The organism is Streptomyces sp. SD15, assembly GCF_054462255.1.
On record NZ_JBTLMO010000090.1, the window covers coordinates 1 to 21,233 of the forward strand.

Consider the following 21,233-nt stretch of genomic DNA (forward strand, 5'->3'; position numbering starts at 1 on the left):
CGGAACGTGCCGTGGACCGGCGGGTCGAGCCGTCCGCTCTCCGAGCGCGGGAAGAACTCGTACCACGCGCCGTACAGCGCCCGTTCCCGTTCCACGAGCAGGGGCAACGGCAGCGAGCGGGAGACCTGTTCACGCAGCGGGCGTTCCGCGAGAACGGCGTCCACTTCCGGGGTCAGCGCGGCCGCGAGTCGGGCGGCCCGCGGCAGGGAGTCGTCGCGCAGGGCGTTCGCCGCGGCCCGCAGCGTCACTTGGCCGGCCGGGTCCGGTACGCCGGCCGCGGCGCGCTCGTACAGCGAGGCGCCCTCCTCCAGGACCAGCCCTGCGTCGATGTCGGCCGGGACCTTGATTTCGGCGGAGTGGCGCCAGGCGGCCAAGGGGTTTTTCCATGCCTCCACCAGGTATGTCCAGTGGCCTTCGGCTCCCGGTGTGACCTCGGCGCCCCAGCGGTCGGTGCCCGGGGCCAGTTCGCGCATCGGGGTCCAGGGGCCGGGGCGGCCGCCCGGGTCGCACAGCACGACATTGGCGCCGACCGTGTCCTGGCCCTCGCCGAAGACGGTGGCGGTGACCTGGAAGGTCTCACCACTGACCGCTTTCGCGGGGCGCCGGCCACATTCGACGACCGGCCGGACATCCACGATCGGGACGCGGCCGATCGCACTGCGGTTGATCGGGTCACGGCCGTCGGCCGGGTGTGCGTGCATGGATTTCGCCTCCGACGTCCTCGAGCTCCCGACTACGGTTCAGAGCTGCGCTGGCATGTCCCGACAAATGTCCGACTCATGGGTGCCTGTCGGCCGAAGGGTCCGTTCCTCGAACGGGTGAACCGCCGCCTCGCAGATAGTGCTCGGCGGCGTCCACGGCCTCCCGCGCGCACCGCTTCCCCATCAGCACGCACAGGGTGTATCCCGTGCTCTCGAAGTTGTCCCGCACCGCGTGGTCGGCGGGGGCCACGAGCAGCAGGCGTTCCCAGGCCCGGTATTGCTCCAGATGTCTGGCGACCTCGGCTTTGTCAGGCAGCAGCATGGCGCTGGTCACCTTCCCACTCTCTCGGCTGCGCACGGCTCCCACCGGCCGGCGCCGGACAGACTGTGCACGGAGGGAAACCGGCCCGTTACATGCGCGGCACCCTCACTCATGGTGCCCGCGTCGCAACCGAGCGTCTTGTTGGGTCTTCAACTACATCTGGGACCGCTCTCGTGTTGCACGAATGGAGTAGCACTCTCACTCTTGGAATGACTCAGGAGCGATCTGAGCTCACGCTTCGTGTTCGGGTCCCGGTTCGAAGAGGGCGAGCAAGCGGGGAGCTTCGCCGGTGAGGAGCCAACGACAATGAAAGCTGCAGTGCCCTGCTACTACCACCTCGACGTAGAGGTCAGCCCGGAACGGGTAGGACAGGTCAGGCGCATTCTGGCCGCCCACCTCCGTTACTGGAACCTGGAGACCCTGGTCGAGTCCGTCTGTCACTGCGCCGAAGTGCTGCTTCATACGATCGACGAGCACGCGGCGGACAAGAACACGACCGTCGAGATGTGGTGGAACGGCTCGCATCTCATCACCGCCGTGTCCGACAACGACCAGGACCTTCGCCCGCACAACGCACCACAGGGCTGTCTGGCCCAGATAGCCGCACTCAGCGACGGCTGGGGCTGCTGCGCCACGGGCGCCGGTGGCAAGATCATCTGGTTCTCGTGGCGGGCCCGCGCGGCCGAGCGCGCTCCGCTGGTCCCGACCGGGCCCATGCCCAGCCTGCGGGAGGCGCGCAGGACGCCTCGCCGGGTGACTCTGCCGGTGGCGGCGCTCGCCGCTCCCCTCGACGACCCCGTGGCCGCCATCGCCGTAGGTTGATCGCGTAGGCGCCCGGACGGGGCCTTCCCTTCCACCGGGCGGCAGTCGCGGCGTACGACGGCACACCTCGACCTCGGTCACTCTGGCCGAGGTCGGCGGCGTCCTGTGGGTCAGCCGCGTGGCGTCACGGTTTGAGGGCCACGCCGCCGTGGACGTCCGTGGGTTCGGGCGAGGTGCCGGGCTCGGGGCGCCACAGGGGGCAGGACACGATGCCGGGGTCGATCAGTTCGAGGCCCTCGTAGTACGCGGTGATCTGCTCGGGGCTGCGCAGCACGTACGGGATGGCGCCGGTGTCGTCGTAGCCCTGCTGGGCCTGCTTGAGCGCGGCGTCGGTGTCGGTGCTGTCGTAGTGCACGAAGTAACTTCCGGGGGGCAGGGCGGCCTGGAGGCTGCGGACGATCGACTTGGCCTCCTCGTAGTCCTGGATGTGGCCGAGGATGCCCATGAGCATCAGGGCGACGGGCCGGTCGAAGTCCAGGATGCGGCTTGCCGCTTCGATGATCTTCTCGGGCTCGTGCAGGTCCGCGTCGATGTAGTTGGTGACGCCGTCGGGGGTGCTGGTGAGCAGCGCCTGGGCGTGGCGGAGCACCAGGGGATCGTTGTCGACGTAGACGATCCGTGACTCGGGTGCCACCCGCTGGGCGACCTGGTGGGTGTTGTCGTACGAGGGCAGGCCGGTGCCGATGTCCAGGAACTGGCGGATGCCGAGCTCGCCGGCCACCAAGGTCACGGTCCGGATCAGATAGTCGCGGGAGGCCCGTGCCATCGTCTCGATGTTCGGCGCGACCTCGCGGTAGGCGTCGCCCGCGACCCGGTCGACCTCGTAGTTGTCCTTCCCGCCCATCCAGTAGTTCCAGATGCGGGCGGAGTGCGGCACCGTGGTGTCGATCTTGGACAGCGCCTCTTGGTCGGGGGTGGGCCGGCCGTCTGCCATGGAATGTCTCCTGCCTGCGTCACGTGGTTGGTTCATAACCTACCGTCAACTTGTTTTTGAATTACGTGAGTTGATGGTGAGGGTGGGCAGGGCCGCGGATCGGGTGGCCGAGGTCCTTCGCGTCGAGGGTGACGACGGGGACGTGCTGGGCCAGGGTGCGCAGTGCCCGCTCGTACGCGCGGACGGCCTCGGTGTCGTCCGTCTCGCCCGTCACCTGGAGGAGTGCGCCGTCGCGTTCCGCCACCGCTTCCGCGAAGTCGAGCGCCTGGATCCAGGTGACCCGGGAGCGTCCGCGGCGCAGCGGTCCGTAGACCAGCTCGTGGAGGAGACTGCCGTCGACAACCAACCGCCCTGGTGCGGCGAGGAGTTCGCGGTACGGCTGAGTGGGGTCCAGATGGTGAAGAGGCCCGTGCGAGCGCCGGATCGTGAATCCGTGGCGGACCAGTTCGGCGATCAGGCCGCTTCTGCTGATGCCGTCGGGTCCCTCGACGACCAGTGTCCGGCACTGGGTGAGGGCCTGGTGGAGGATCATCCCCGCACCCCGGGACCCCGCACCGCGGAACCCAGCACTTCGGAGCTTCGGCGGCCTGGCGGCGTCACCTCGGAACACGGACCGGTGCGCATACCGCTCCCTCCAGGACGACAGACTTCCCCAGTGTGGGGGGACAACCCGCACGGCGGGAGTGGGCGTGCGGGTTGTCCGGTTGTGCGGCCGTAGTGGCGGGGCCTTCACGCCGTTGTTTCGCGCGGTCGTGGGGTCAGGCGATCAGGAAGTCGGCCTGGCCGGCCTTGGCTCCTTCGAGGAAGGAGATCATCTCGTCCCGGGTGTAGACCAGCGCGGGTCCGTCCGGGTCCGTGGACTGGCGGAAGGCCACCTGGCCGTCGGGCAGCCGCTTGGCCTCGACGCAACTCCCGCCGTTGGTGCCGCTCCAGGGCTTCTCCCAGCCCTCGGTGCCCAGATCGACGGCCGACATACCGCTGTAGATGGGGCCCTTGGATCCCATGGATCACAACTCCTTACGCAGTTCACCCAGGATGGCCCTGGTCCGAGCGACCGGCTCCGCCTGCACGGACATCCGGTCCAGCACTTCGAGATAGGTGACGACGTCGGCGGGCCGGTCGACATAGACCGCGCCGGCGAGGCTTTCGGTGTAGATGACGTCGGGCAGTTCGGAGAAGCCGAAGCGGAAGTGGTGGAACGGGCCGAAGGCGCCGGGGTGTGCCCCCACTCCGAAGCGCATGATCTGGATCGTGACCTTCGGCATGTCCAGGACCTCGTGCAGCCGGTCGATCTGGGCCCGCATCACTTCGGCTCCGCCCACCGGCCGACGCAGCACCGTCTCGTCCAGGATGGCCCAGATGGCGGGCGCGTCCGGCTTGGCGAGCAGGTCCTGGCGCTTGATCCGCAGGGCGACGCGGCGGGCGATGTCCTCCTTCGACTCGTTGGGGAAGCCGACGCGCATCAGCGCGGCGACGTAGTCGTCCGTCTGCAACAGGCCGGGGACGTAGTGGGGTTCGTAGAGACGGATGACGCTGGCTTCGCTCTCCAGGCTGACGTAGGCGCTGAACCACTCGGGCAGTACGTCGCGGTACTTGTACCACCACCCGGGCTGGTTGGCCTCCCTGGCCAGGGCGAGGAAGTCGTCGATCTCCGCCGCCGGGACCCCGTAGGTGTGCAGCAACTCCCTTACGTAGGGGATACGAAGGCCGACCTCGGCCTTTTCGATCCGGCGCACCGTCAGAGGGGTGACCTCGATCGCCCGTGCCGCCTCCTCGAACGACACTCCGGCCTGTTCCCGCAGCTGTCGTAACCGCTTGCCGAGAACCATCCGCAGGACCGTGGGCGCACTGCCGCCAGAGCGGTTGTCGCTCACGTCCTACCTCCCGGAACGGCCGTCACAGCGTGCAGTGTGCCATGCGGTGGGTGACAGAGACAGGGCGATGCGGATCGTTCTGAAATTATCAGAACGCTGGTTGCGTGTTGAGCCTGTCGGCGAGGATAGTGATCGAGTGACCTGTCGCACAGTCAGTGCGACGAGCGCGCAACTGTGCTCGAACGACCAGGAATTGATGTCGCGGCAGGTGCGGGCACAGCCGTACGCGACCGTGATGCGAGATCTGGGTGGCCACCGTGACCGAGGGACAATCAAGGAGCACGGGCAGGGGTCCCGCCGGGGCCAACGCGGCGCTGGCGACCGCGCTCAAGGACGCCGGCTGCTCGTACGCCTCCCTCGCTCTGCGGGTCAACGAGCTGGGCCGCCGCCAGGGCGTGGACTCCAACTACGACAAGGCGTCGGTCACCCGCTGGCTCCAGGGCCAGCAACCACGGGGAGCCACGCCGGAGTTGATCGCCGCCGTACTGTCCGAGCGGCTCGGCCGCGCCGTGTCACCCGCGGATCTCGGCTTCCACTCCGATCAGCAGCGCCCGGTCGCGGGCAGGGCGCTCGTCTATGGCGAAGATGTGGCAGAAACCCTTCACACCCTGGCCGAGCTGGGGTCCACCGATATTTCCCGCCGCAGCCTCCTCGGCTCGGTCCCGTTCGTCGCCGCCGCGCTGACGAATCCACAACGCGAGTGGCTGCTCTGGCTGTTGGAGCACCAGGACGGATTTCGTCCGACGCCGGTGGCGAGCGGCGGACCGGTCGAGCAGGTGCACGCGATGATCGCCATGTTCGACCAGATGGACAACCACTACGGCGGCGGAGGGGTGCGCACCAGCATCGTGCACTATCTCGCCACCGAGGTCGTGCCCATGCTGCAACGCCGCGGTATGCCGCCGCAGTTGCAGCGCCAGCTGTACGCCGCCGCGGCGCGCCTGGCCGCGATGGCCGGCTGGAGCTCGTACGACGCGGGGGAGTACGGACTGGCGCAGCGCTACATGACTCAGGGGCTGCGCCTGTGCGCGGAGGGCCGCGATCGGGTGCTGGGCGGACAGATCCTCGCCGGGCTTTCCCATCTGGCCACCAATCTCGGCCGTCCCGACGAGGGGGTGGCCCTCGCCCGGGCCGGTGTCGCCACCGCGAAGGGGGCGGGCAGCCCGCTCGGACTGATGCGCCTGTACGCCATGTCGGCGCGGGGCCATGCCGCCCAGGGGCACGCGGGGGAGGCCTCCGAGGCGCTGAGCCTGGCGGAACAGCAGCTGGACGTGAGCCGGGGGGCCGCCCAGGAATCCGTCTGGGTGCGCTACCTCGACCACCACTATCTGCAGGCCGAAGCCGCCCTGTGCTTCCGTGACCTCGGGCTCGCCGCGCAGGCGGAGCGCACCGCGAGCGAGTCGCTGAGCGCCAACGCCGACCGGCGCAGGCGCCAGGCCATCAGCCGCTCCGTGCTGGCGACCGCCCATCTCCAGCAGGACCGTCTCGACGAGGCCGTCGGCACCGCCACCGAGGCACTCGACACCCTCAGCACCGTGCACAGCGAACGGTCGATCCAGGCCCTGCGTGACTTCCGCAGGCGGCTGGAGCCCCGTCGCCACGAGCCCATGGTGCAGCAGTTCGAGCGCAGGTCCCGGGCTGTGCTGGGAGCGGTGGCATGACCGGGACGGGGGCGCCTGGGGTCTTAGCAGCCGGCGGTTCGGTGGCTGGCGGTTGGGCAGCTGTCGGTTTGCCAGCTGTCGGTTTGCCAGCTTTCGGATTGCCGACTGTCGGTTCGGTGGCCGTCGGTTTGCCGGCCGTCGGTTCAGTACCCGTCCGGCGAGGGCGCGTTCTGGGCGCGGTCGACGGGCAGATGGGCTCCGGAGATACCGCTCGACCAGTCCGACAGCAGGAACGCCACCACGCGGGCGACCTCCTGCGGTGCGACCGGCTCCCCGCTCGGCAGTTCCGTCGCCACGAATCCGGCGAACGCCTCGGGTTCCTCCCTGCGCATCCGGTCCCAGCGCCTGCCCGGGATGAGCATCGACCCGGGGGAGACGGCGTTCACCCGGATCCCGTCCGGCCCGAGCTCGCGGGCGAGCGAGGCGGCCAGGTGGATCTGGGCGGACTTCGCGACCCCGTACTGGACGGGCGCACCCGGCTTCCAGCCGGAGATCGACGAGATCACCACAACCGATCCGCCGCCCGCCGCCCGCAGATGCGGCACCGCGGCCCGGACCAGCCGGGTCGCATGGCCGACGTTCACTTCCCAGGTCGCTGCCCAGTCGCCGGCGTCCGCCTCCTCGAAGCGGCCACCACGAGAGCCGCCCGCGCAGGCCACTACCCCATCGAGGCCGCCGAAACGTTTCGCCGAGGCGGCGACGAAGCTTTCCAGACGCTCCGGCTCGGTGACATCGAGTGCCTGGGTGAACAGCGGGAAGTCCAGCGACTCCGCCACCCCCTCCAGGTCCCGTACGGTGCGCGCGCAGGTCGCCACCCGGGCCCCTTCGGCGGCGAGCAGCCGCACGATCTGCTCGCCGAGTCCGCGTGTTCCCCCGGTGACCAGCACCCGCTTGCCGCGCACACCGGACCACCCGGTGAAGGGCCTCGGGGGCACCGCCGTCCGGCTCCCGCTCACGTTCCTCACGTGATCGAACATACATCGCACTCCACTACGTGCCTGCAACCGGACAACCCCGATGCCCCCTGGTCCACCCACCTCCGGGACGTGTTGGCTGCATGGGCAGCCACCGAGCACGTCCCCCACCCGCTGCACACGAAGGAGGACCGATGACGGCATCCAGGGCGTATCGCCGCGGGCCGTCGTTTCCACCGTCGCACGGCGACCACGCGGCAGACGGCCAGGTGCCCAGGGGCGGGGCCCGGCCCGGTGACGCCGCCGTGCCGCCCAGGAACCCCATCCGCCTGGTGCGCACCACGGTCCCTGCCCATCCGTCACGTGCGGCGGGCGTGCGGACCATGGTCGCCGAGTACCTCGCCCGGCTACGGCTGCCCACCGAGCACCTTGACAACGCCGTCCTCGCGACGGACGAACTGTTCACCAACGCGGTCAAACACGGCAGCCCCGGCCCGGGCGACACGATCACCGCCACCCTGGAGACCACGGAGGACGAGCTGCGCGTGACGGTCGCCGACCGCTCGCCCGCCCTGCCGCGACCGCGTACGGCGGGCGGAACCGAGGAGTCCGGACGCGGACTGGCCATCGTGGCCACACTGACCGACGACTGGGGCATCGCCCCGCCCGACCCCGGCACCACGGGCAAGAAGGTGTGGTTCACGCTGGCCCTTCAGGGCATGCCATGACGGGTTCCTCGGGACACCTGGCGCTCGGCGCCGAGGCGCCTGCGGGGCCCGCGGGGCCTGACGGCACACCGGCGCAGGTCCTCCCGGCACTCGCGGCCGCGCTTGCCCGGGAGCTGTCGCGCAGGGCGGACGAAGAGCGGCAGCTGATGGTGCGGGCGCAGACGAACACCACCCCGCAGTGCCGGCGCGGCATCGCCGAGTGCCGCCGGGCCAACGCCGAAGCCCTCAAGAAGATCGTCCACCGGCACGGCTGGCCGACCGCCGATCTGGTCGGCGCGCCCGCCTCGACGGCGGCCCTCATGATCCTGCTGCACGCCCCGGACCTCGACTTCCAGCTCAGCTGCCGCGACCTGATCGCCCGGGCCACGGCGGACGGGCGCTGCCCCGCCCCGCACCACGCCTACATCGCCGACCACTGTGCCGTCGAACTGGGCCAGCCGCAGTTCTACGGCACCCGGGTCAACCCTGTGACCTTCCGCCCGTATCCGATCCGGCGGCCCGAGACCATCGACGAGCGGCGCCGTGACGTCGGCCTGGTCCCGCTCGACGAACAGATGCGGACGCTGCGCCGCGGCGCCTGAGAACGTGATGTGCAGCACGCAGGGAAATGTCCCTGGATCGGCGGGGACACGGGTTCTGGCTGGGCACGGCTTGATCGCCGATCAAAACGGGGAAAATCCCTCGCCACGGCATGTTCCGCTCATTTGACACCCAGTTGAGCGCACAGATAGGAAACAGCTCTCTGAGGTGGAGAGGTGGACCGTGCACGAGCCGAACGTGGTCGGAGACTGGCAGGAGTACGACGAGCATGCCGGCCTACGCGTCCGCGTTCACGGGGTGGAGCGGGCGGAGCCGCCGCGGGGACGCGACGACGCCGCCGAGGGGCTGACCTACTTCCGGTGCCGCGTGACCGTCGAGAATCGCTCCGGCACGTACTTCGGCATTCACCTCGAAGACGGTCAGATCGACATCCGTGTGGGTCCCGACGGCGAGAGCGCCTTCCTGGACTGGCGCAGCTCACAGTTCATCGAGGGCTACGACGTCTACCCGCTGCGCCGGGCCACCGCGGTCCTGTATGCCGCGGGCCAGGAAGCCTCACTGCCCGGGGTGGACATCCAGATCCAGCTGAAGGTCGACGAGGAGTGGACCGACCGGTACCTCTGGGCGGGTGGCGTCGACCTCGACGAGGGCCCTGTCGACGCGGGGACCCGCTCCGACTCGGCCCGGGACAGTCTCGCCTGCCAGGTGAGCAACTTCCTGAGGAAGGAAGCGGGGTCGTGACCCGCCGCGGGTGATGCCTTCAGTCCGGTGAGGGCCATGCGATGCGGTCCGCTTGTCACCGGCCGGACCGGATCGGTGGGACACGAAGGTCTCCGTGCGGTGTGTTCCTGGACAGTTTCACCACGCCGGAGGCCTTCGCCGTGATCAAGACGCCGTCGTTCGCCAACGCTCGTGATCAATACAGCTAGGCGGAGGTGGACCGGCCCGCGGTTAGGCGGAGGTGGACCGCCCCGCGGTGGCCGGAACGCCAGAGATGCCGCCGAGGCAGAACTCCCAGATCTCCTCCGAGGTGACCGGGTGGGCGTGACTTTCGGCGGGCACGCCGTGGGCCTGGGCCGCGAACATGATGGTCTGCATGACGAGGGCGGCCTGCCGACGGGGTTTCCCGGTGGCGATGAGGCCCGCCTCGGCGGCCTCAGCGATGAGTTCCGTGAACACGGTGAGGATGGGGATGTGAGCCATCGCCACCTGGTCGGGGTGCTTGACCAGCAGCTGCAGGGCGAAGTCGCTGAACAGCGGGCGCTGGACACCGGGGCTCGGGTGCGACTGCTCGTAGAACGTCTCGACCGCTGCTCGCAGACGCTGCAGCGGATCGCCCTCGGCGGCGGCCGCCTCCCGGAGCGCGATGGCGCTTGTGGCGAGCGCGTCCTCGAACAGGGCCAACAGCAGCTCGTGCTTGCCGTCGAAGTGCTGGTAGAAGCTGCGCAGGGATTGCTTCGAGCGGTCGACGACCTCCTGGACGGTGAAGTCCGTGGTTCCCTTCTCGGCGATGAGCTCCTGTGCCGAGTCCAGGAAGCGCTGCACGCGTTGCTCGGCGCGGAGCTTCGCGGCACGGGTGGATCGCTCTACGGCGCGCTGGCGCCACGCTGGTTCTTCGGGGACTGCCGTCACTTGCAGAACGATACTCCACTTCAGCGGTAATAACTTGCCGCGCCCTACCGAATCGCGCACCGCAGGTTACGAGACTCTTACTTGCGTTCACCGAGAATGTTATTCTCGCCGCATGCGTCTGGGATGGCAACTGCATCTGGGATGGCAGGCGAGGGCGGCGTCCCGACGCGATCGCGGGCATCGAGAGCGGCGGCAGGGCCATCCCGTCGATCGAGCCGCGCACATGATCGAGTCCGGGAGTGTCCCTGACCCCGAGATGGGCGAACGGGTCCTCGCGGTGGAACACCACGAAACGAGGATCGTCTGACATGGCATGGGACTTTTCGACCGAACCGGAGTTCGAGAAGAAACTGGGGTGGATCAGGTGGTTCCGCGCCCAGCGTGTGGACCCGCTCGACCTCCTCTACCCCGACCGGGCCTTCCACCCCCTCGACGAGGAGACCGGCCCGGTCGTGAGGGCGCTCAAGCAGCAGGTGCGCGACCAGGGGTTGTGGGCACCCCATCTCGGTCCGGAGCTGGGCGGGCGCGGCTTCGGACAGCTCAAGCTGGCGCTCATCAACGAGATTCTCGGCGAGTCGAGTTGGGCCCCCGTCATCTTCGGCACCGCCGCGCCGGACACTGGCAACGCGGAGATCATCGCCCGCTACGGCACCGAGGAGCAGAAGGAGCGCTATCTCCAGCCGCTGCTGGAAGGCGAGTGCTTCTCCTGCTTCTCCATGACCGAGCCACAGGCCGGCGCCGACCCGAAGATGTTCACCACGCGTGCCGAGCGGGACGGGGACGAGTGGATCATCACGGGCCGCAAGTTCTTCTCCTCCAACGCGCGCACCTCCCAGTTCGTCATCGTGATGGCGGTGACCGACCCGGACGTCAGCCCGTACAAGGGCATGTCGATGTTCCTGATCCCCAGCGACACCCCGGGCATCCGGATGGAGCGGCACCTTGGGCTGATGGGCGAGGCGCCCGACGACGGCATGCACGCGCTGATCGAGTACGACGGGGTCCGCGTCCCGGGCGACGCGCTGCTCGGCGGCGAGGGCCAGGCGTTCGCCATCGCGCAGACCCGGTTGGGCGGGGGCAGGGTCCACCACGCCATGCGGGTGGTCGGGCAGTGCCAGAAGGCGCTGGACATGATGGCCGAGCGCGCCCTCTCGCGGGAGACGCAGGGCAGCAGGCTCGCGGACAAGCAGCTCGTCCAGGCCGACCTGGCCGACTCCTACGCGCAGCTCCAGCAGTTCCGTCTCTTCGTGCTGTACACGGCCTGGCAGATCGACCAGTACCAGGACTACAAGCGGGTCCGGAAGGACATCGCCGCCATCAAGTTCCTGACGCCGAGGGTGCTGCACGACATCGTCTACCGCTCCATGCACCTGCACGGCGCTCTGGGCGTGTCGAACGAGATGCCGTTCGGCGACATGTGGAGCGGCGCGGCCGTCATGTCGGTCGTCGACGGACCCACGGAGGTTCACAAGATCACGGTGGCCAAGGACCTCCTGCGCGGCTACGAGGCCGCACCCGGGCTGTGGCCCACACAGCATCTGCCCGCTCGCCGGGAGTGGGCCCGCAAGCAGCTGGAGACCATGTGAACATCGAGTCGCTCGCCCGCTGGCTGGACGCTCAGGACATCGCCCCGGGCGGGCCAAGGCCGGCGATCTGCTGCTGGGGACCGCGGCCGTACACAGAAGGGCGTTGCTGGCCTGAAGCTGAACTCCGGCTCCGAAGTCGAAGAGTTCCGCGCCGAGTTCGCCGCCTTCCTCGACGCCCATCTGCCCAGCCCGGCCCAGGCACTCCCCACCTCACAGTCGAGTGCCGATGTGCCGGCGTGGGCGCGGCGCTGGCAGCGGACGCTGTTCGACGCGGCCTGGCTGCTGCCCGGCAACCCGCCCGAGTACGGCGGCCGCGACGCCACCCTGCCGCAGCAGCTCGCCCACCTCGAAGAGCTGTCGCGGCGGCGGATCTACCACAGCTTCAACCCGCAGGGCCTCGGCATCGTCGCGGCCTCCATCCTGACCTTCGGGACCGAGGAGCAGATACGGCGGTGGGCCGTTCCCCTCCTGCGGGCGGAGCTCACGGCGGCGCTCGGCATGAGCGAACCGGGCGCCGGATCCGACCTCGCCGGACTGCGGACCCGGGCGGTCCTCGACGATGGGGGCACCGCCCGCTCGAGCGGAGCCGAGAGTGGGGGACACTTTGTGGTCAACGGGCAGAAGGTGTGGACCTCCGGCGCGCACGACGCCGACGTGCTGCTGACGTTCGTACGCACCGATCCGAACGCGCCCAAGCACAAGGGCATCAGCGTGCTGCTCATCCCCACCGACACCGAGGGCGTGGTGAGAAGGCCGTTCGCGTCCCTCGCCGCCCCCGACGACCTCGACTTCAACGAGGTGTTCTTCACCGACGTCAGGGTGCCGCAGGAAAACCTCATCGGCCCCCTGAACAAGGGCTGGTCCGTGGCGCACGGCTCGCTGGGGCACGAACGGACGCTGCTGTGGCTGAGCTTCGCCGAGCGTCTTGACGATCTGATCAGGGACGCGCCCAGCGACCAGGAGTGGTACGCGACGCTGCTCATGGACGCCCAGGCGCTCAGGCTGCTCGGCTACCGCCAGCTCAGCGGCGCACGGGACCCGGCCGAGCTGTCCGTCCTCAAACTCCTCGGCTCCGAGGCCGTGCAGGACGCGAGTCTGCACGCGCTGGAGGAACGCGGGCCCGAGGGCCTGGCTCATCCCGGGCTGACCGGTCCGCGCAACCACATGAGCATCGACAACTTCATCTCCAGCTGGTTCGAGCGGTATGCGCGCAGCTTCGGGGGCACGATCGCCGGCGGTACCTCCGAGATTCAGCGCAACATCATCGCCGAGCGCATCCTCGGCCTGCCGAGATGACCCCGCGAGACAACCGAGGAGGACGCGGATGGACCAGATTCTGTACGAGGTCGAGGACCGGGTGGCGGTCATCACGCTCAACCGGCCCGAGGTCGCCAACGCCCAGACCATGGGGCTCCTCGACGACCTGGACGCGGCCTGGAGCCGGGCCGCGGCCGACGACGACGTACGCGTCATAGTGCTGCGGGGCAACGGGCGGCACTTCTCGGCCGGGCGCGACCTGAAGGACCGCTGGCCGGCTCCGAAGGAGATCACCCTGGAGTGGATCTACACGGCCGAGGCGCGCCGGTATCTGGAGTACACCCTGCGCTGGCGCAATGTGCCCAAGCCGTCGATCGCCGCGGTGCAGGGCAAGTGCATCGCGGGCGGGCTCATGCTGTTGTGGCCCTGCGATCTGATCGTGGCGGCGCAGAACGCGGAGTTCTCCGACCCGGTGGTGCACATGGGGATCGTTGGAGTGGAATATCACGGCCACACCTGGGAGCTCGGTCCGCGCAAGGCGAAGGAGATCCTGTTCACCGGGCGGGCCGTCACCGCCGCGGAGGCGGAGCAGGTCGGCATGGTCAACCGTGTCGTGCCGCTCGACGAACTGGGCTCGGCCACCATGGAGTTGGCCGGGCTGATCGCCCGTATGCACCCCTTCGCGCTGCGCCAGGCCAAGCGGGCCGTGAACCAGACCCTGGACGTGCAGGGCTTCTACGCGGCCGTCCAGTCGGTGTTCGACATCCACCAGACCGGGCACGGGAACGCGCTGAGCGTGGGCGGGTATCCGATCCTCACCCGGCTGGAGGAGATGAAGGAGCGCATCAAGGCGCAGTGAACGCGGCTCACTTGAGGGGCGGAAACTGTGCCCCGCCCCTCAAGTGAGCCCCTCCTCAGCCGCGCTCGTGACGGAAGACCTTCCCTCCCTTCATCACGAACCGGACGTCGGTCTTCGCGCCCGATCGGCCGGTGCGGGTCCAGCATCGGAGCGGGGCGCTGTGGGTGTGGAACAGCGCGGCCCTGCGGGCGGCCGGGTTGGACGGCGACGGACGCTTCTGGAGACAGGACGAGCGACTCAGAGGGGCTGTGCCGCCCGTACGGCTGGATCTGCGGAGCGTGGGGCTGCGGGCGGCGGCGTACGGCATCACCGGGTTCACCAACGCCGATCCGCATCCGGGGGAGGGGCTGGCCGAGATGCTGTCGGTACTGCCGCAGCGGCTCCTCGTGATGGGGGCCGACGACGCCCCGGTGAAGCTGCTCCTCGACGACGCGACCCTCCCGACGCCGGACGAGCTCGCGGCGTCCGTGGCGGCGGCGCGGCCCCGGCCGGTGGCCGTGCACTGCGTGACCCGGGTGCAGTTGCTCGTGACGCTGCTCGCCCTGGACGAGGCCGGGGCGGTCGAGGGCGACCGGATCGAGCACGGGTCCGTGATCCCGGCCGAGACGATCCCCTGGCTGCGGCGGCTGGGGGTGACGGTCGTGACGCAGCCGCACTTTCCCGTGGAGCGGGGGCGTGCGTACGCGACGGACGTGGACGCCGGCGACCAGGCACACCTGTACCGCTGTCGGTCCCTGGCCGCGGCGGGGATCCCGCTCGCCGCAGGTACCGACGCGCCGTTCGGGACCGCCGATCCCTGGGCGGTCATGCGGGCGGCCGTCGAGCGGGCGGACGGGGAGGCGGTGGCACGGAGAGCCGCGCTGGACCTGTTCACAGGTGAACCCCGATTCCCCGGCCGGGCACGGAGATTGACGGTCGGCTCGCCCGCCGACCTGTGCCTGCTCCACGTACCCCTGCGCGAAGCCCTCGACCTGCTGACCGCGGACGTCGTACGCGCCACCTTCGTCGGCGGACACCCGGTCACACCGGAACACCCCTAGACGCTGTACCCGCCGTCCACGCCCAACGCCTGCCCGGTGATGAAACCGGCCCGGTCCGAGGCCAGGAACGCGACCGCTTCCGCGATGTCCGTCGCCGTGCCGAAGCGCCGTAGCGGAATGTTGCGCCGGGTGATCTCCAGGGCCGCATCGTCGAGTTCACCGGAGCTGATCAGGCGGGCGGCGATGCCGTCGGTGAGCATGCCCGGGCCGACGCAGTTGACCCGGACGCCGTACCGCCCCTCCTCGGCGGCGAGGGCACGGGCGACCGCCTCGATCGCCCCCTTCGTGCCCGACGACAGCCCGTCGCGCACCGGGAACCTGCGGGTGGCCACGGTGGTGACGGCGACGATGGTGCCCCGGCTCTCCCGCAGGCGCGGCAGCGCGGGGTGGACCAGGTTGAAGAACGCCACCGCGTCCGCGTCGAGTTGGGCACGGTATTGGCTCGGCGTCACCTTGCTCAGATGCTTCATCGGTACGTGCGGGCCCGCCGCGTACACGAGCGTGTGCAGGCCGCCGAACGCGTCGGCCGCCTCGGCGACGGCCCGGGCCGTGGCGGCCTCGTCACTCAAGTCGAGCCGTAGCGCGAGGACTTGGCGACCAAGTTCCTTCACCTCGGTGGCGAGCGCGTCGGCTCCGGCCTGGCTGGCGCGGTACGTGAACGCCACGTCGCTGTCACGCTCGGCCAGCGTCCGCACGACGGCCGCGCCGATGCCTCCGGTGCCGCCCGCGACGAAGGCGACACCGGTCCTGCCGGAGAAATCAGCCATGGCGTTCACAGTCCCAGGGATTCGGCGATGATGACCTTCATGACCTCACTGGTGCCGGCGTAGATGCGGGTGATGCGCGCATCCGCGTACAGCCGGGCGATGGGGTACTCCAGGATGTAGCCGTACCCCCCGAACAGTTGCAGACACCGATCCACGGCCCGCGCCTGCATCTCCGTGCAGAACAGCTTGACCTTCGCCGCGTCGGCGCCGGACAGCTCGCCGTCGACGAGTTCGCGCACCGCCCGGTCGAGCATCGTCTGCGCGGCCTCGATCTCGGCGGCCACCGCGGCGAGTTCGAACTTCGTGTTCTGGAAGGAGGCGACCGGCGTTCCGAACACCTGCCGCTCCTTGACGTAGGCGAGCGTCGTGTCCAGTGCCGCCCTCGCCTGGGCGACCGAGCCGACCGCGACCGTCATCCGCTCCTGGGGAAGGTTGTGGCCGAGATAGCCGAAGGCCGCGCCCTCCTCGCCGAGCCGGTTGGTGACCGGGACCCGCACGTCGTCGAAGGACAGCTCGACGGTGTCCTGCACCTTGATGCCCATCTTGTTCAGGACCCGCCCGCGGGCGAACCCGGGCATACCGTCCTCGACGACCAGCAGGGTGAGGCCCGCCCGCCGGTCGTCGGGATCGGTCGACGTACGCGCCACCACGATCACCAGGTCGGCGAGGAGCCCGCCGGTGATGAACGTCTTGACCCCGTTGAGGACGTACTCCTCCCCGTCGCGTACGGCGGTGGTGCGGATCCCCGCGAGATCGGAACCGGTGCCCGGTTCGGTCATGGCGATCGCGGTCAGCAGCTTTCCGGCCGCGAGACCGGGGAACCAGCGCGCGCGCTGCTCCTGGTCGGCGTAGGCGAGGAAGTACGGGAGGACGACATCGAGTTGGGTGCGTACGGTGCCCAGGGTGACCAGCGCGCGTGCGGCCTCCTCCTGCAGTACGACGTTGTAGCGGTAGTCGTCGAGACCGGCGCCGCCGTACTCCTCGGGGACGGCCATGCCCAACAGCCCGAGGGAGCCGAGCTGTTCGAAGAGCTCGCGGGGCAGCCGCCCGGTCTCCTCCCACGCGGCGTAGTGCGGGACGACCTCGTTCGCCACGAAGTCCCGTATGAGCCGCCGGAAGGCCTCGTGGTCAGGGGTGAAGAGCTCACGGCGCACAACTGCCTCCGTCAGGGCATGAGTTCGACGAGGGTGGCATTGGCGGTGCCGCCGCCCTCGCACATGGTCTGCAGGCCGTAGCGAATCCCGTGCTCCCGCATGTGGTGGACCATCCGGGTCATCAGCACCGCGCCCGACGCCCCGAGCGGATGGCCGAGCGCGATGGCGCGCCCAGCGGATTGAGCAGCGCCGGGTCGGCACCCGTGTCAAAGGTCAGACCGTACGGAAACCCAAGGCCTCAGGACGACGACCGGGGTGCCTCGGGGATCTGGGATCGCTCCTAGTGGTCGGCGGCCGGGTTGCCGTCGACCCACTGGATGAGGAGCTGCCGTACGTAGGGATTGCCCTCCTGCGCGGCGTGCGCCAGGCGCTCCGCGCCCGCGCGTGCCGCTCGCCAGGCCACCGGGGTGTCCTCGGCGTACGCGGCGTCGGCGTCCGCCAGCGCGTCGGCCGCCAGGCCCCGGAGGTCCTCGGACAGATCGTCGTCCGCCGCGGCCCGGTACGCCTCCAGACGGAGCGCCGCCAGGTCCTGGGCGGAGGGCGCGGGCCGCGCGGGTGGTTGGGCGTAGCCGCTGACCGCTATGACCACGCAGAAGGTGGCCACGTCCCGGCGGCTCTCACGCTGTCCCGTCGCGACGGCGGGCGCGAGCCAGGAGGTGGCCTTCCAGTGCGAGAACGACGTCGCCGCGAGGAGGGCGACGGTCAGTGCCGCGACAGGAATCCAGCCGCCCACGAAGTAGCCGATCGGGCCGAGCACGAGGAAGCAGGCTCCGCTGAGCATCCATATGCGACGGCGACCGATTCTCAGGTGTCGGGGCTCCATGTCGTTCAGTGTCGCAGGAGCATACGGGGAGCAGCGAGGCGGCGCGGGATTCATGGAACTCCGCCGAGCCGAGGTCATCGTGGAGGCCCGGTGTCCGGTTCGGTCTCGGCCCTGCGGGACGGGGGTCGGCCCCCCACGGCGGCTGCCCGCGGGAGTCCGACCCGGCCTGGAAAAGGCACACCAACTCCCTGCCCGCTGAGCCGGCGCCCCGGCGCGCGGGGTCCTCGACCGGCTCCGGCGCTTCGGGGTCGGTCGAGCCAGGGGTCTGTTCTAGGGGAGCAGCTTGTCCATCGCCGCGGGTCCCTCCTCGGCCAGCTTGCGCTCGGCCCAGGCCAGACTCTTCGGTGTGATGTCGCGACCTGTGACGAGCACCAGGTCCTCGGCGGTCACGTCGCCGCCGGAGCCGGTGTGCAGCAGCGCGTCGGGGGTCGTCCTGTCGTCGGACGGTGCGGTCGAATCGGGTTGGCTGGTTGACATGATCTCTCCCTGTTCCACCTGATCTGTTCTCACGCTACGGGCATTCCGCACACCCCGCGCGACGCGCCTCGTGCACAGCCGCAGCTCAGGGAGGCTCCCTCGGCGCGAGGGGCCCCGTTCGGGCGTACAACGAAGTCGGTCGTCTGCCCGGGCGGCGATGGCGCAGGGACTCGCACCCCTGCGACCGATCGGAGCTTGCCATCTGTATTCGTCTGATGGCCGCCGCCGGGCCGGCCGGCGTGGCCCTGCCGGCCACCGCCGGGACCGCCACCGCAGACCCCGACCCCGTCGGGGTCGCCGGTGGGTAGTCCCGGCGTCCTGTCCGGCAACGTCCAGATTCCCATCGACCTCGACCTCAAACTGTGCGGCAACACCGTCAACGTGGTGGGCCTGCTGAACCAGGCGGTCGGGAATGTCTGTGTGAACGACTGACGTGGTGAGTGGTGCCAGGCAGGTGGTCCTGCCCGGCACCACTTTTTGTTGTCGTCCTTCAGACGTCGAGCTGACGGCGGACGTCCATCCATTGGTCTGTACATGACTACCTACACCGGCCAGACGGTGCGCCGAACCCGCGCCCCCCACCAAGGAGCAGACCTCATGCGCACGCCCGCCCGGCAACGTTGTCACGCCGTCCTGGCCGGTCTCGTCACGCTCGCCACGGCCGCCGTCCTGACCGTCTCCACCACCCCCGCCGCGGCCGCCGACACCTGGAGCGAGGTGGGCTCCGACCGCGCCGATCCGCTGACCGAGAGCCAGGGCCTGACCTCGGTCGAGGTCCCGGCGGCAAGCGCCAACCGCTACACCGGAATCGGCACGATCCCCCTCAGCGTCAGCAGCCGCGGCTGGAACCATGTCGGCGACCCGGACGCCTCGTACAACGGCTACTACATCGAGCCGTACCAGAGCGACTCGAACGGCTCCAAGATGTTCCGGGTGCAGGCGCCGGGCGGCGGTTGGTCGGAGTACGTCCACGCGCTGAGCGCGGGGGAGGCGCTGAACAACTCCTTCGTGACCGTCTCACCGAGCGGCGCGTGGATGGTGTCCGGCGAGTGGGGCACGATGAACCGGCTGCTGGTGTTCCCGACCCCCGGCGTGAACCCGAGCACCTCCCCCTCGGCGAACCTCCCGCAGGCCTCCACCATCCACCTCGACCACGCCGTACGGGACGTACAGGGCTGCGACTTCGTGACCGCGACGCAGCTGCTGTGCTCGTCCGACGACCCGGCGGGCACGCTCTTCGGCGTCACCAAGCCGCTGTTGCAGATCGATCTGTCGGCCGAGCCGGGCGGCACCGCCGACGTGTCCGGTCATGTCACGGCTCTTCGGCAACTCCCGTTGCGCAGCTCGTGTTCGGGCACCTTCGAGGCGGAGGGAATCGACTACGACCGACGCACCGGAACCCTGCGCGTGATCGTCGTGTCGCCCGGCTTCTGCGTCCTGACCGACAGCAAGACCTACCGGTTCACCAGAAGTTGAGCATAGGCGTCCGCCGGGGCAGGGTCTAAGGTCGGAAGCACACCCGAGCGATGGGGGGCGGCCGGCTGTGGTGGCGGACGATGCCGTGATCGGCTGTACGGGGGAACTACTCATCGGCACACGGGGATCCGCCGGTCCAGGCGAGATCCTCGTGCGTGTCAGAGGCGGATCCGAGACCTTCCTCGCCTGGTCGCCGGAGCCCCTGCCGAGGGGGGCCACCGTGCTCGTGATCGAGTCCCGCGGACGCCGTGAGGTCGACGTCATCCACTGGGCCGATCCGCTGGACGCGTTGGGCGGCGAGCCCGCCGACGCAGGCTGAGGAGGAGAACGATGTTCGGTTACCGCGTGCCCGCGCCCGACCAGGCGATGCTGATCTCCGGAGGGCGGCGGGGGCTGGGGGGCGCGCCGTTCCGCGTGGTGACGGGGCACGGCAAGTTCGTGCTCCCCATCTTCCGCAAGACCCGCTTTCTCACCCTGTCGATGTGCGAGTCCGAGGTCACCGAGACCTGTGTCACCCGGCAGGGCATCTCGGTGCATGTCCGCGCCGTCATCGCGTTCAAGGTCGGCAACGACACCGAGAGCATCATCAACGCGGGGCAGCGTTTCCTCTCCGACCAGGACCAGATGTCGGTGCTGACCGGCCGGATCTTCGCCGGCCATCTGCGCGCCATCATCGGCTCGATGACCGTCGAGGAGATCGTCACCGAACGGCAGAAACTCGCCGCGGAGGTCCTGGACACCTCGAAGACCGAGATGGCGAAGATCGGCCTGACCGTGGACGCGTTGCAGATCCAGTCGATCGACGACGGCGACACCGGCTATATCGACGCCATGTCCGCACCGCACAAGGCGGCCATCCAGCGGCAGGCCCAGATCGCGCAGGCCCAGGCCACCCAGGCCTCCGTCGAGGCGGAGCAGGTGGCGGCGCGCAACCAGGCCGAATACGCCCGGCAGACCGCGATCGTGAAGGCGGAGTACTCGGCCGAGGTGGACCGCGCGCAGGCGAAGGCCGCCCAGGCCGGGCCGCTGGCCCAGGCCCACGCGCAGCAGGAGGTGCTTGCCGCGCAGACCGAACTGGCCCAGCGCGCGGCCCAGTTGCGCCAGCAGCAGCTGGTGGCCGAGATCGTCAAGCCCGCCGAGGCGGAGGCCGAGCGGATCAAGGTGCTCGCCATCGCAGAGGCGGAGCGGATGAAGATCCAGGCCGAGGCCGCCGCCTCGTACGACCGCGTCGCGCTCGACCGGATGCTGATCGACCAGCTCCCGCTGATCGTGAAGGAGGCCGCGGGCGGTCTCGCCGGCGCCAACGTCAACGTCCTGAACGGCGCGGACGGCCTCGGAGAGATCGCCGCCGGCCTGGTCGCGCAGGGCCTGACGATCCTGGACTCGGTCCGCCAGAATCTGAACGGCCAGAACTCCGACGGCCGCGCCGAGAAGGCGGACGGACTGCTGGAACTCCAGGACTACCGCCGCAAGCCGGAGAGGGGCGCCGAGGCCGAGGCCGAGAAGGGCAGGACGGAGGGCGGGTCGTCCGACGCGGACTAGGGCCTGTCCGGCGGATCAGGTCGGAGGGAAGCAGCGGTGCCTTGTCGGCGCAGGTGAGCGGGGTCTGGTGCGTCGAGCTGCAAGGCGGAGGAGGGCGTCGACGCGATGGGGGTCCCCCCTGTTC

25 protein-coding genes and 1 pseudogene are annotated in these 21,233 nt (G+C 69.8%); 13 read left to right on the top strand and 13 right to left on the bottom strand.

The features are described from left to right. Both ACX28W_RS42015 and ACX28W_RS42020 read right to left on the bottom strand, forming a co-directional pair. Positions 1-701, bottom strand: a 701-nt coding sequence (locus ACX28W_RS42015) for a maltotransferase domain-containing protein (RefSeq protein ID WP_459005391.1), incomplete at its 3' end; no start/stop codon positions are given. A 76-nt stretch (positions 702-777) separates the two neighbouring features. Next, positions 778-1,023, bottom strand: a complete 246-nt coding sequence (locus ACX28W_RS42020) for a DUF5133 domain-containing protein (protein ID WP_459005392.1) — start codon at positions 1,021-1,023, stop codon at positions 778-780. A gap of 306 nt (positions 1,024-1,329) precedes the next feature. On the opposite strand from ACX28W_RS42020, the gene ACX28W_RS42025 reads away from it, so the two are divergent. Then, positions 1,330-1,845, top strand: coding sequence for a pep a2 (locus tag ACX28W_RS42025; protein WP_459005393.1), 516 nt, complete (start codon positions 1,330-1,332; stop codon positions 1,843-1,845). A gap of 124 nt (positions 1,846-1,969) precedes the next feature. Here ACX28W_RS42025 and ACX28W_RS42030 read toward each other — a convergent pair whose 3' ends face one another. The 4 genes from ACX28W_RS42030 to ACX28W_RS42045 all read right to left on the bottom strand — a co-directional run bounded on the left by ACX28W_RS42030 (position 1,970) and on the right by ACX28W_RS42045 (position 4,608). Next, positions 1,970-2,779 carry an SAM-dependent methyltransferase gene (locus ACX28W_RS42030; protein WP_459005394.1) on the bottom strand — a complete coding sequence of 270 codons (810 nt, stop codon included), beginning with the start codon at positions 2,777-2,779 and terminating at the stop codon, positions 1,970-1,972. Between the two features lie 61 nt (positions 2,780-2,840). After that, complete coding sequence (locus tag ACX28W_RS42035; protein ID WP_459005395.1) at positions 2,841-3,311, bottom strand: hypothetical protein; 471 nt, start codon at positions 3,309-3,311, stop codon at positions 2,841-2,843. Between the two features lie 226 nt (positions 3,312-3,537). Continuing rightward, positions 3,538-3,783, bottom strand: a complete 246-nt coding sequence (locus ACX28W_RS42040) for a DUF397 domain-containing protein (RefSeq protein WP_459005396.1) — start codon at positions 3,781-3,783, stop codon at positions 3,538-3,540. A 3-nt stretch (positions 3,784-3,786) separates the two neighbouring features. After that, positions 3,787-4,608, bottom strand: a complete 822-nt coding sequence (locus tag ACX28W_RS42045; RefSeq protein ID WP_459005414.1) for a helix-turn-helix domain-containing protein — start codon at positions 4,606-4,608, stop codon at positions 3,787-3,789. A gap of 293 nt (positions 4,609-4,901) precedes the next feature. Between ACX28W_RS42045 and ACX28W_RS42050 the strand changes: the two genes are divergently transcribed. Continuing rightward, positions 4,902-6,314: a hypothetical protein gene (locus ACX28W_RS42050; RefSeq protein WP_459005397.1), complete on the top strand. Its 1,413-nt coding sequence runs from the start codon at positions 4,902-4,904 to the stop codon at positions 6,312-6,314. A 143-nt stretch (positions 6,315-6,457) separates the two neighbouring features. Here ACX28W_RS42050 and ACX28W_RS42055 read toward each other — a convergent pair whose 3' ends face one another. Next, entirely contained in the window at positions 6,458-7,270 is an 813-nt protein-coding gene (locus tag ACX28W_RS42055; protein ID WP_459005415.1) for an SDR family NAD(P)-dependent oxidoreductase, read from the bottom strand. Between the two features lie 152 nt (positions 7,271-7,422). Here ACX28W_RS42055 and ACX28W_RS42060 point away from each other — a divergent pair, with 152 nt between their 5' ends. The 3 genes from ACX28W_RS42060 (at position 7,423) to ACX28W_RS42070 (ending at position 9,237) form a co-directional block, all read left to right on the top strand. Then, on the top strand, positions 7,423-7,956 hold the full coding sequence (locus ACX28W_RS42060) for an ATP-binding protein (protein WP_459005398.1): 534 nt from the start codon (positions 7,423-7,425) through the stop codon (positions 7,954-7,956). Then, on the top strand, positions 7,953-8,537 hold the full coding sequence (locus ACX28W_RS42065) for a DUF6624 domain-containing protein (RefSeq protein ID WP_459005399.1): 585 nt from the start codon (positions 7,953-7,955) through the stop codon (positions 8,535-8,537). The genes ACX28W_RS42060 and ACX28W_RS42065 overlap by 4 nt, the downstream gene beginning before the upstream one ends. A gap of 181 nt (positions 8,538-8,718) precedes the next feature. Beyond that, complete coding sequence (locus ACX28W_RS42070; protein WP_459005400.1) at positions 8,719-9,237, top strand: hypothetical protein; 519 nt, start codon at positions 8,719-8,721, stop codon at positions 9,235-9,237. A gap of 210 nt (positions 9,238-9,447) precedes the next feature. Here ACX28W_RS42070 and ACX28W_RS42075 read toward each other — a convergent pair whose 3' ends face one another. Beyond that, positions 9,448-10,128, bottom strand: coding sequence for a TetR/AcrR family transcriptional regulator (locus ACX28W_RS42075; protein WP_459005401.1), 681 nt, complete (start codon positions 10,126-10,128; stop codon positions 9,448-9,450). A gap of 308 nt (positions 10,129-10,436) precedes the next feature. On the opposite strand from ACX28W_RS42075, the gene ACX28W_RS42080 reads away from it, so the two are divergent. From ACX28W_RS42080 to ACX28W_RS42095, 4 genes are all read left to right on the top strand, one after another. Continuing rightward, the gene (locus ACX28W_RS42080) at positions 10,437-11,714 is read left to right on the top strand and encodes an acyl-CoA dehydrogenase family protein (protein WP_459005402.1); all 1,278 of its coding nucleotides are present in this window, start codon (positions 10,437-10,439) and stop codon (positions 11,712-11,714) included. Between the two features lie 117 nt (positions 11,715-11,831). Further along, positions 11,832-13,010 carry an acyl-CoA dehydrogenase family protein gene (locus tag ACX28W_RS42085; protein ID WP_459005416.1) on the top strand — a complete coding sequence of 393 codons (1,179 nt, stop codon included), beginning with the start codon at positions 11,832-11,834 and terminating at the stop codon, positions 13,008-13,010. Between the two features lie 28 nt (positions 13,011-13,038). Further along, positions 13,039-13,830 carry an enoyl-CoA hydratase gene (locus ACX28W_RS42090; protein WP_459005403.1) on the top strand — a complete coding sequence of 264 codons (792 nt, stop codon included), beginning with the start codon at positions 13,039-13,041 and terminating at the stop codon, positions 13,828-13,830. Positions 13,831-13,961: 131 nt separating this feature from the next. Then, positions 13,962-14,870: an amidohydrolase family protein gene (locus ACX28W_RS42095; RefSeq protein ID WP_459005404.1), complete on the top strand. Its 909-nt coding sequence runs from the start codon at positions 13,962-13,964 to the stop codon at positions 14,868-14,870. Here ACX28W_RS42095 and ACX28W_RS42100 read toward each other — a convergent pair. The 5 genes and pseudogenes from ACX28W_RS42100 to ACX28W_RS42120 all read right to left on the bottom strand — a co-directional run bounded on the left by ACX28W_RS42100 (position 14,867) and on the right by ACX28W_RS42120 (position 18,091). Further along, entirely contained in the window at positions 14,867-15,637 is a 771-nt protein-coding gene (locus ACX28W_RS42100; protein ID WP_459005405.1) for an SDR family NAD(P)-dependent oxidoreductase, read from the bottom strand. The two genes, ACX28W_RS42095 and ACX28W_RS42100, sit on opposite strands and share 4 nt — an antisense overlap. Positions 15,638-15,642: 5 nt before the next feature. Then, positions 15,643-16,791 carry an acyl-CoA dehydrogenase family protein gene (locus ACX28W_RS42105; protein WP_459005406.1) on the bottom strand — a complete coding sequence of 383 codons (1,149 nt, stop codon included), beginning with the start codon at positions 16,789-16,791 and terminating at the stop codon, positions 15,643-15,645. A gap of 11 nt (positions 16,792-16,802) precedes the next feature. After that, positions 16,803-16,999 (bottom strand): annotated as a pseudogene (locus ACX28W_RS42110) (acetyl-CoA C-acetyltransferase); the annotation flags it as partial. 72 nt (positions 17,000-17,071) lie between these two features. Further along, positions 17,072-17,614, bottom strand: a complete 543-nt coding sequence (locus ACX28W_RS42115; protein WP_459005407.1) for a hypothetical protein — start codon at positions 17,612-17,614, stop codon at positions 17,072-17,074. A gap of 270 nt (positions 17,615-17,884) precedes the next feature. Continuing rightward, a complete protein-coding gene (locus tag ACX28W_RS42120; RefSeq protein WP_459005409.1) occupies positions 17,885-18,091 on the bottom strand; it encodes a hypothetical protein in 207 nt (68 codons plus the stop codon). A 300-nt stretch (positions 18,092-18,391) separates the two neighbouring features. On the opposite strand from ACX28W_RS42120, the gene ACX28W_RS42125 reads away from it, so the two are divergent. The 4 genes from ACX28W_RS42125 to ACX28W_RS42140 all read left to right on the top strand — a co-directional run bounded on the left by ACX28W_RS42125 (position 18,392) and on the right by ACX28W_RS42140 (position 21,109). After that, positions 18,392-18,523, top strand: coding sequence for a chaplin (locus tag ACX28W_RS42125; RefSeq protein ID WP_459005410.1), 132 nt, complete (start codon positions 18,392-18,394; stop codon positions 18,521-18,523). A gap of 165 nt (positions 18,524-18,688) precedes the next feature. After that, positions 18,689-19,567 carry a hypothetical protein gene (locus tag ACX28W_RS42130; protein ID WP_459005411.1) on the top strand — a complete coding sequence of 293 codons (879 nt, stop codon included), beginning with the start codon at positions 18,689-18,691 and terminating at the stop codon, positions 19,565-19,567. A gap of 67 nt (positions 19,568-19,634) precedes the next feature. Then, positions 19,635-19,886: a hypothetical protein gene (locus ACX28W_RS42135; RefSeq protein WP_459005412.1), complete on the top strand. Its 252-nt coding sequence runs from the start codon at positions 19,635-19,637 to the stop codon at positions 19,884-19,886. 11 nt (positions 19,887-19,897) lie between these two features. Then, positions 19,898-21,109, top strand: a complete 1,212-nt coding sequence (locus ACX28W_RS42140) for an SPFH domain-containing protein (protein ID WP_459005413.1) — start codon at positions 19,898-19,900, stop codon at positions 21,107-21,109. The last annotated feature ends 124 nt before the right edge of the window (positions 21,110-21,233 follow it).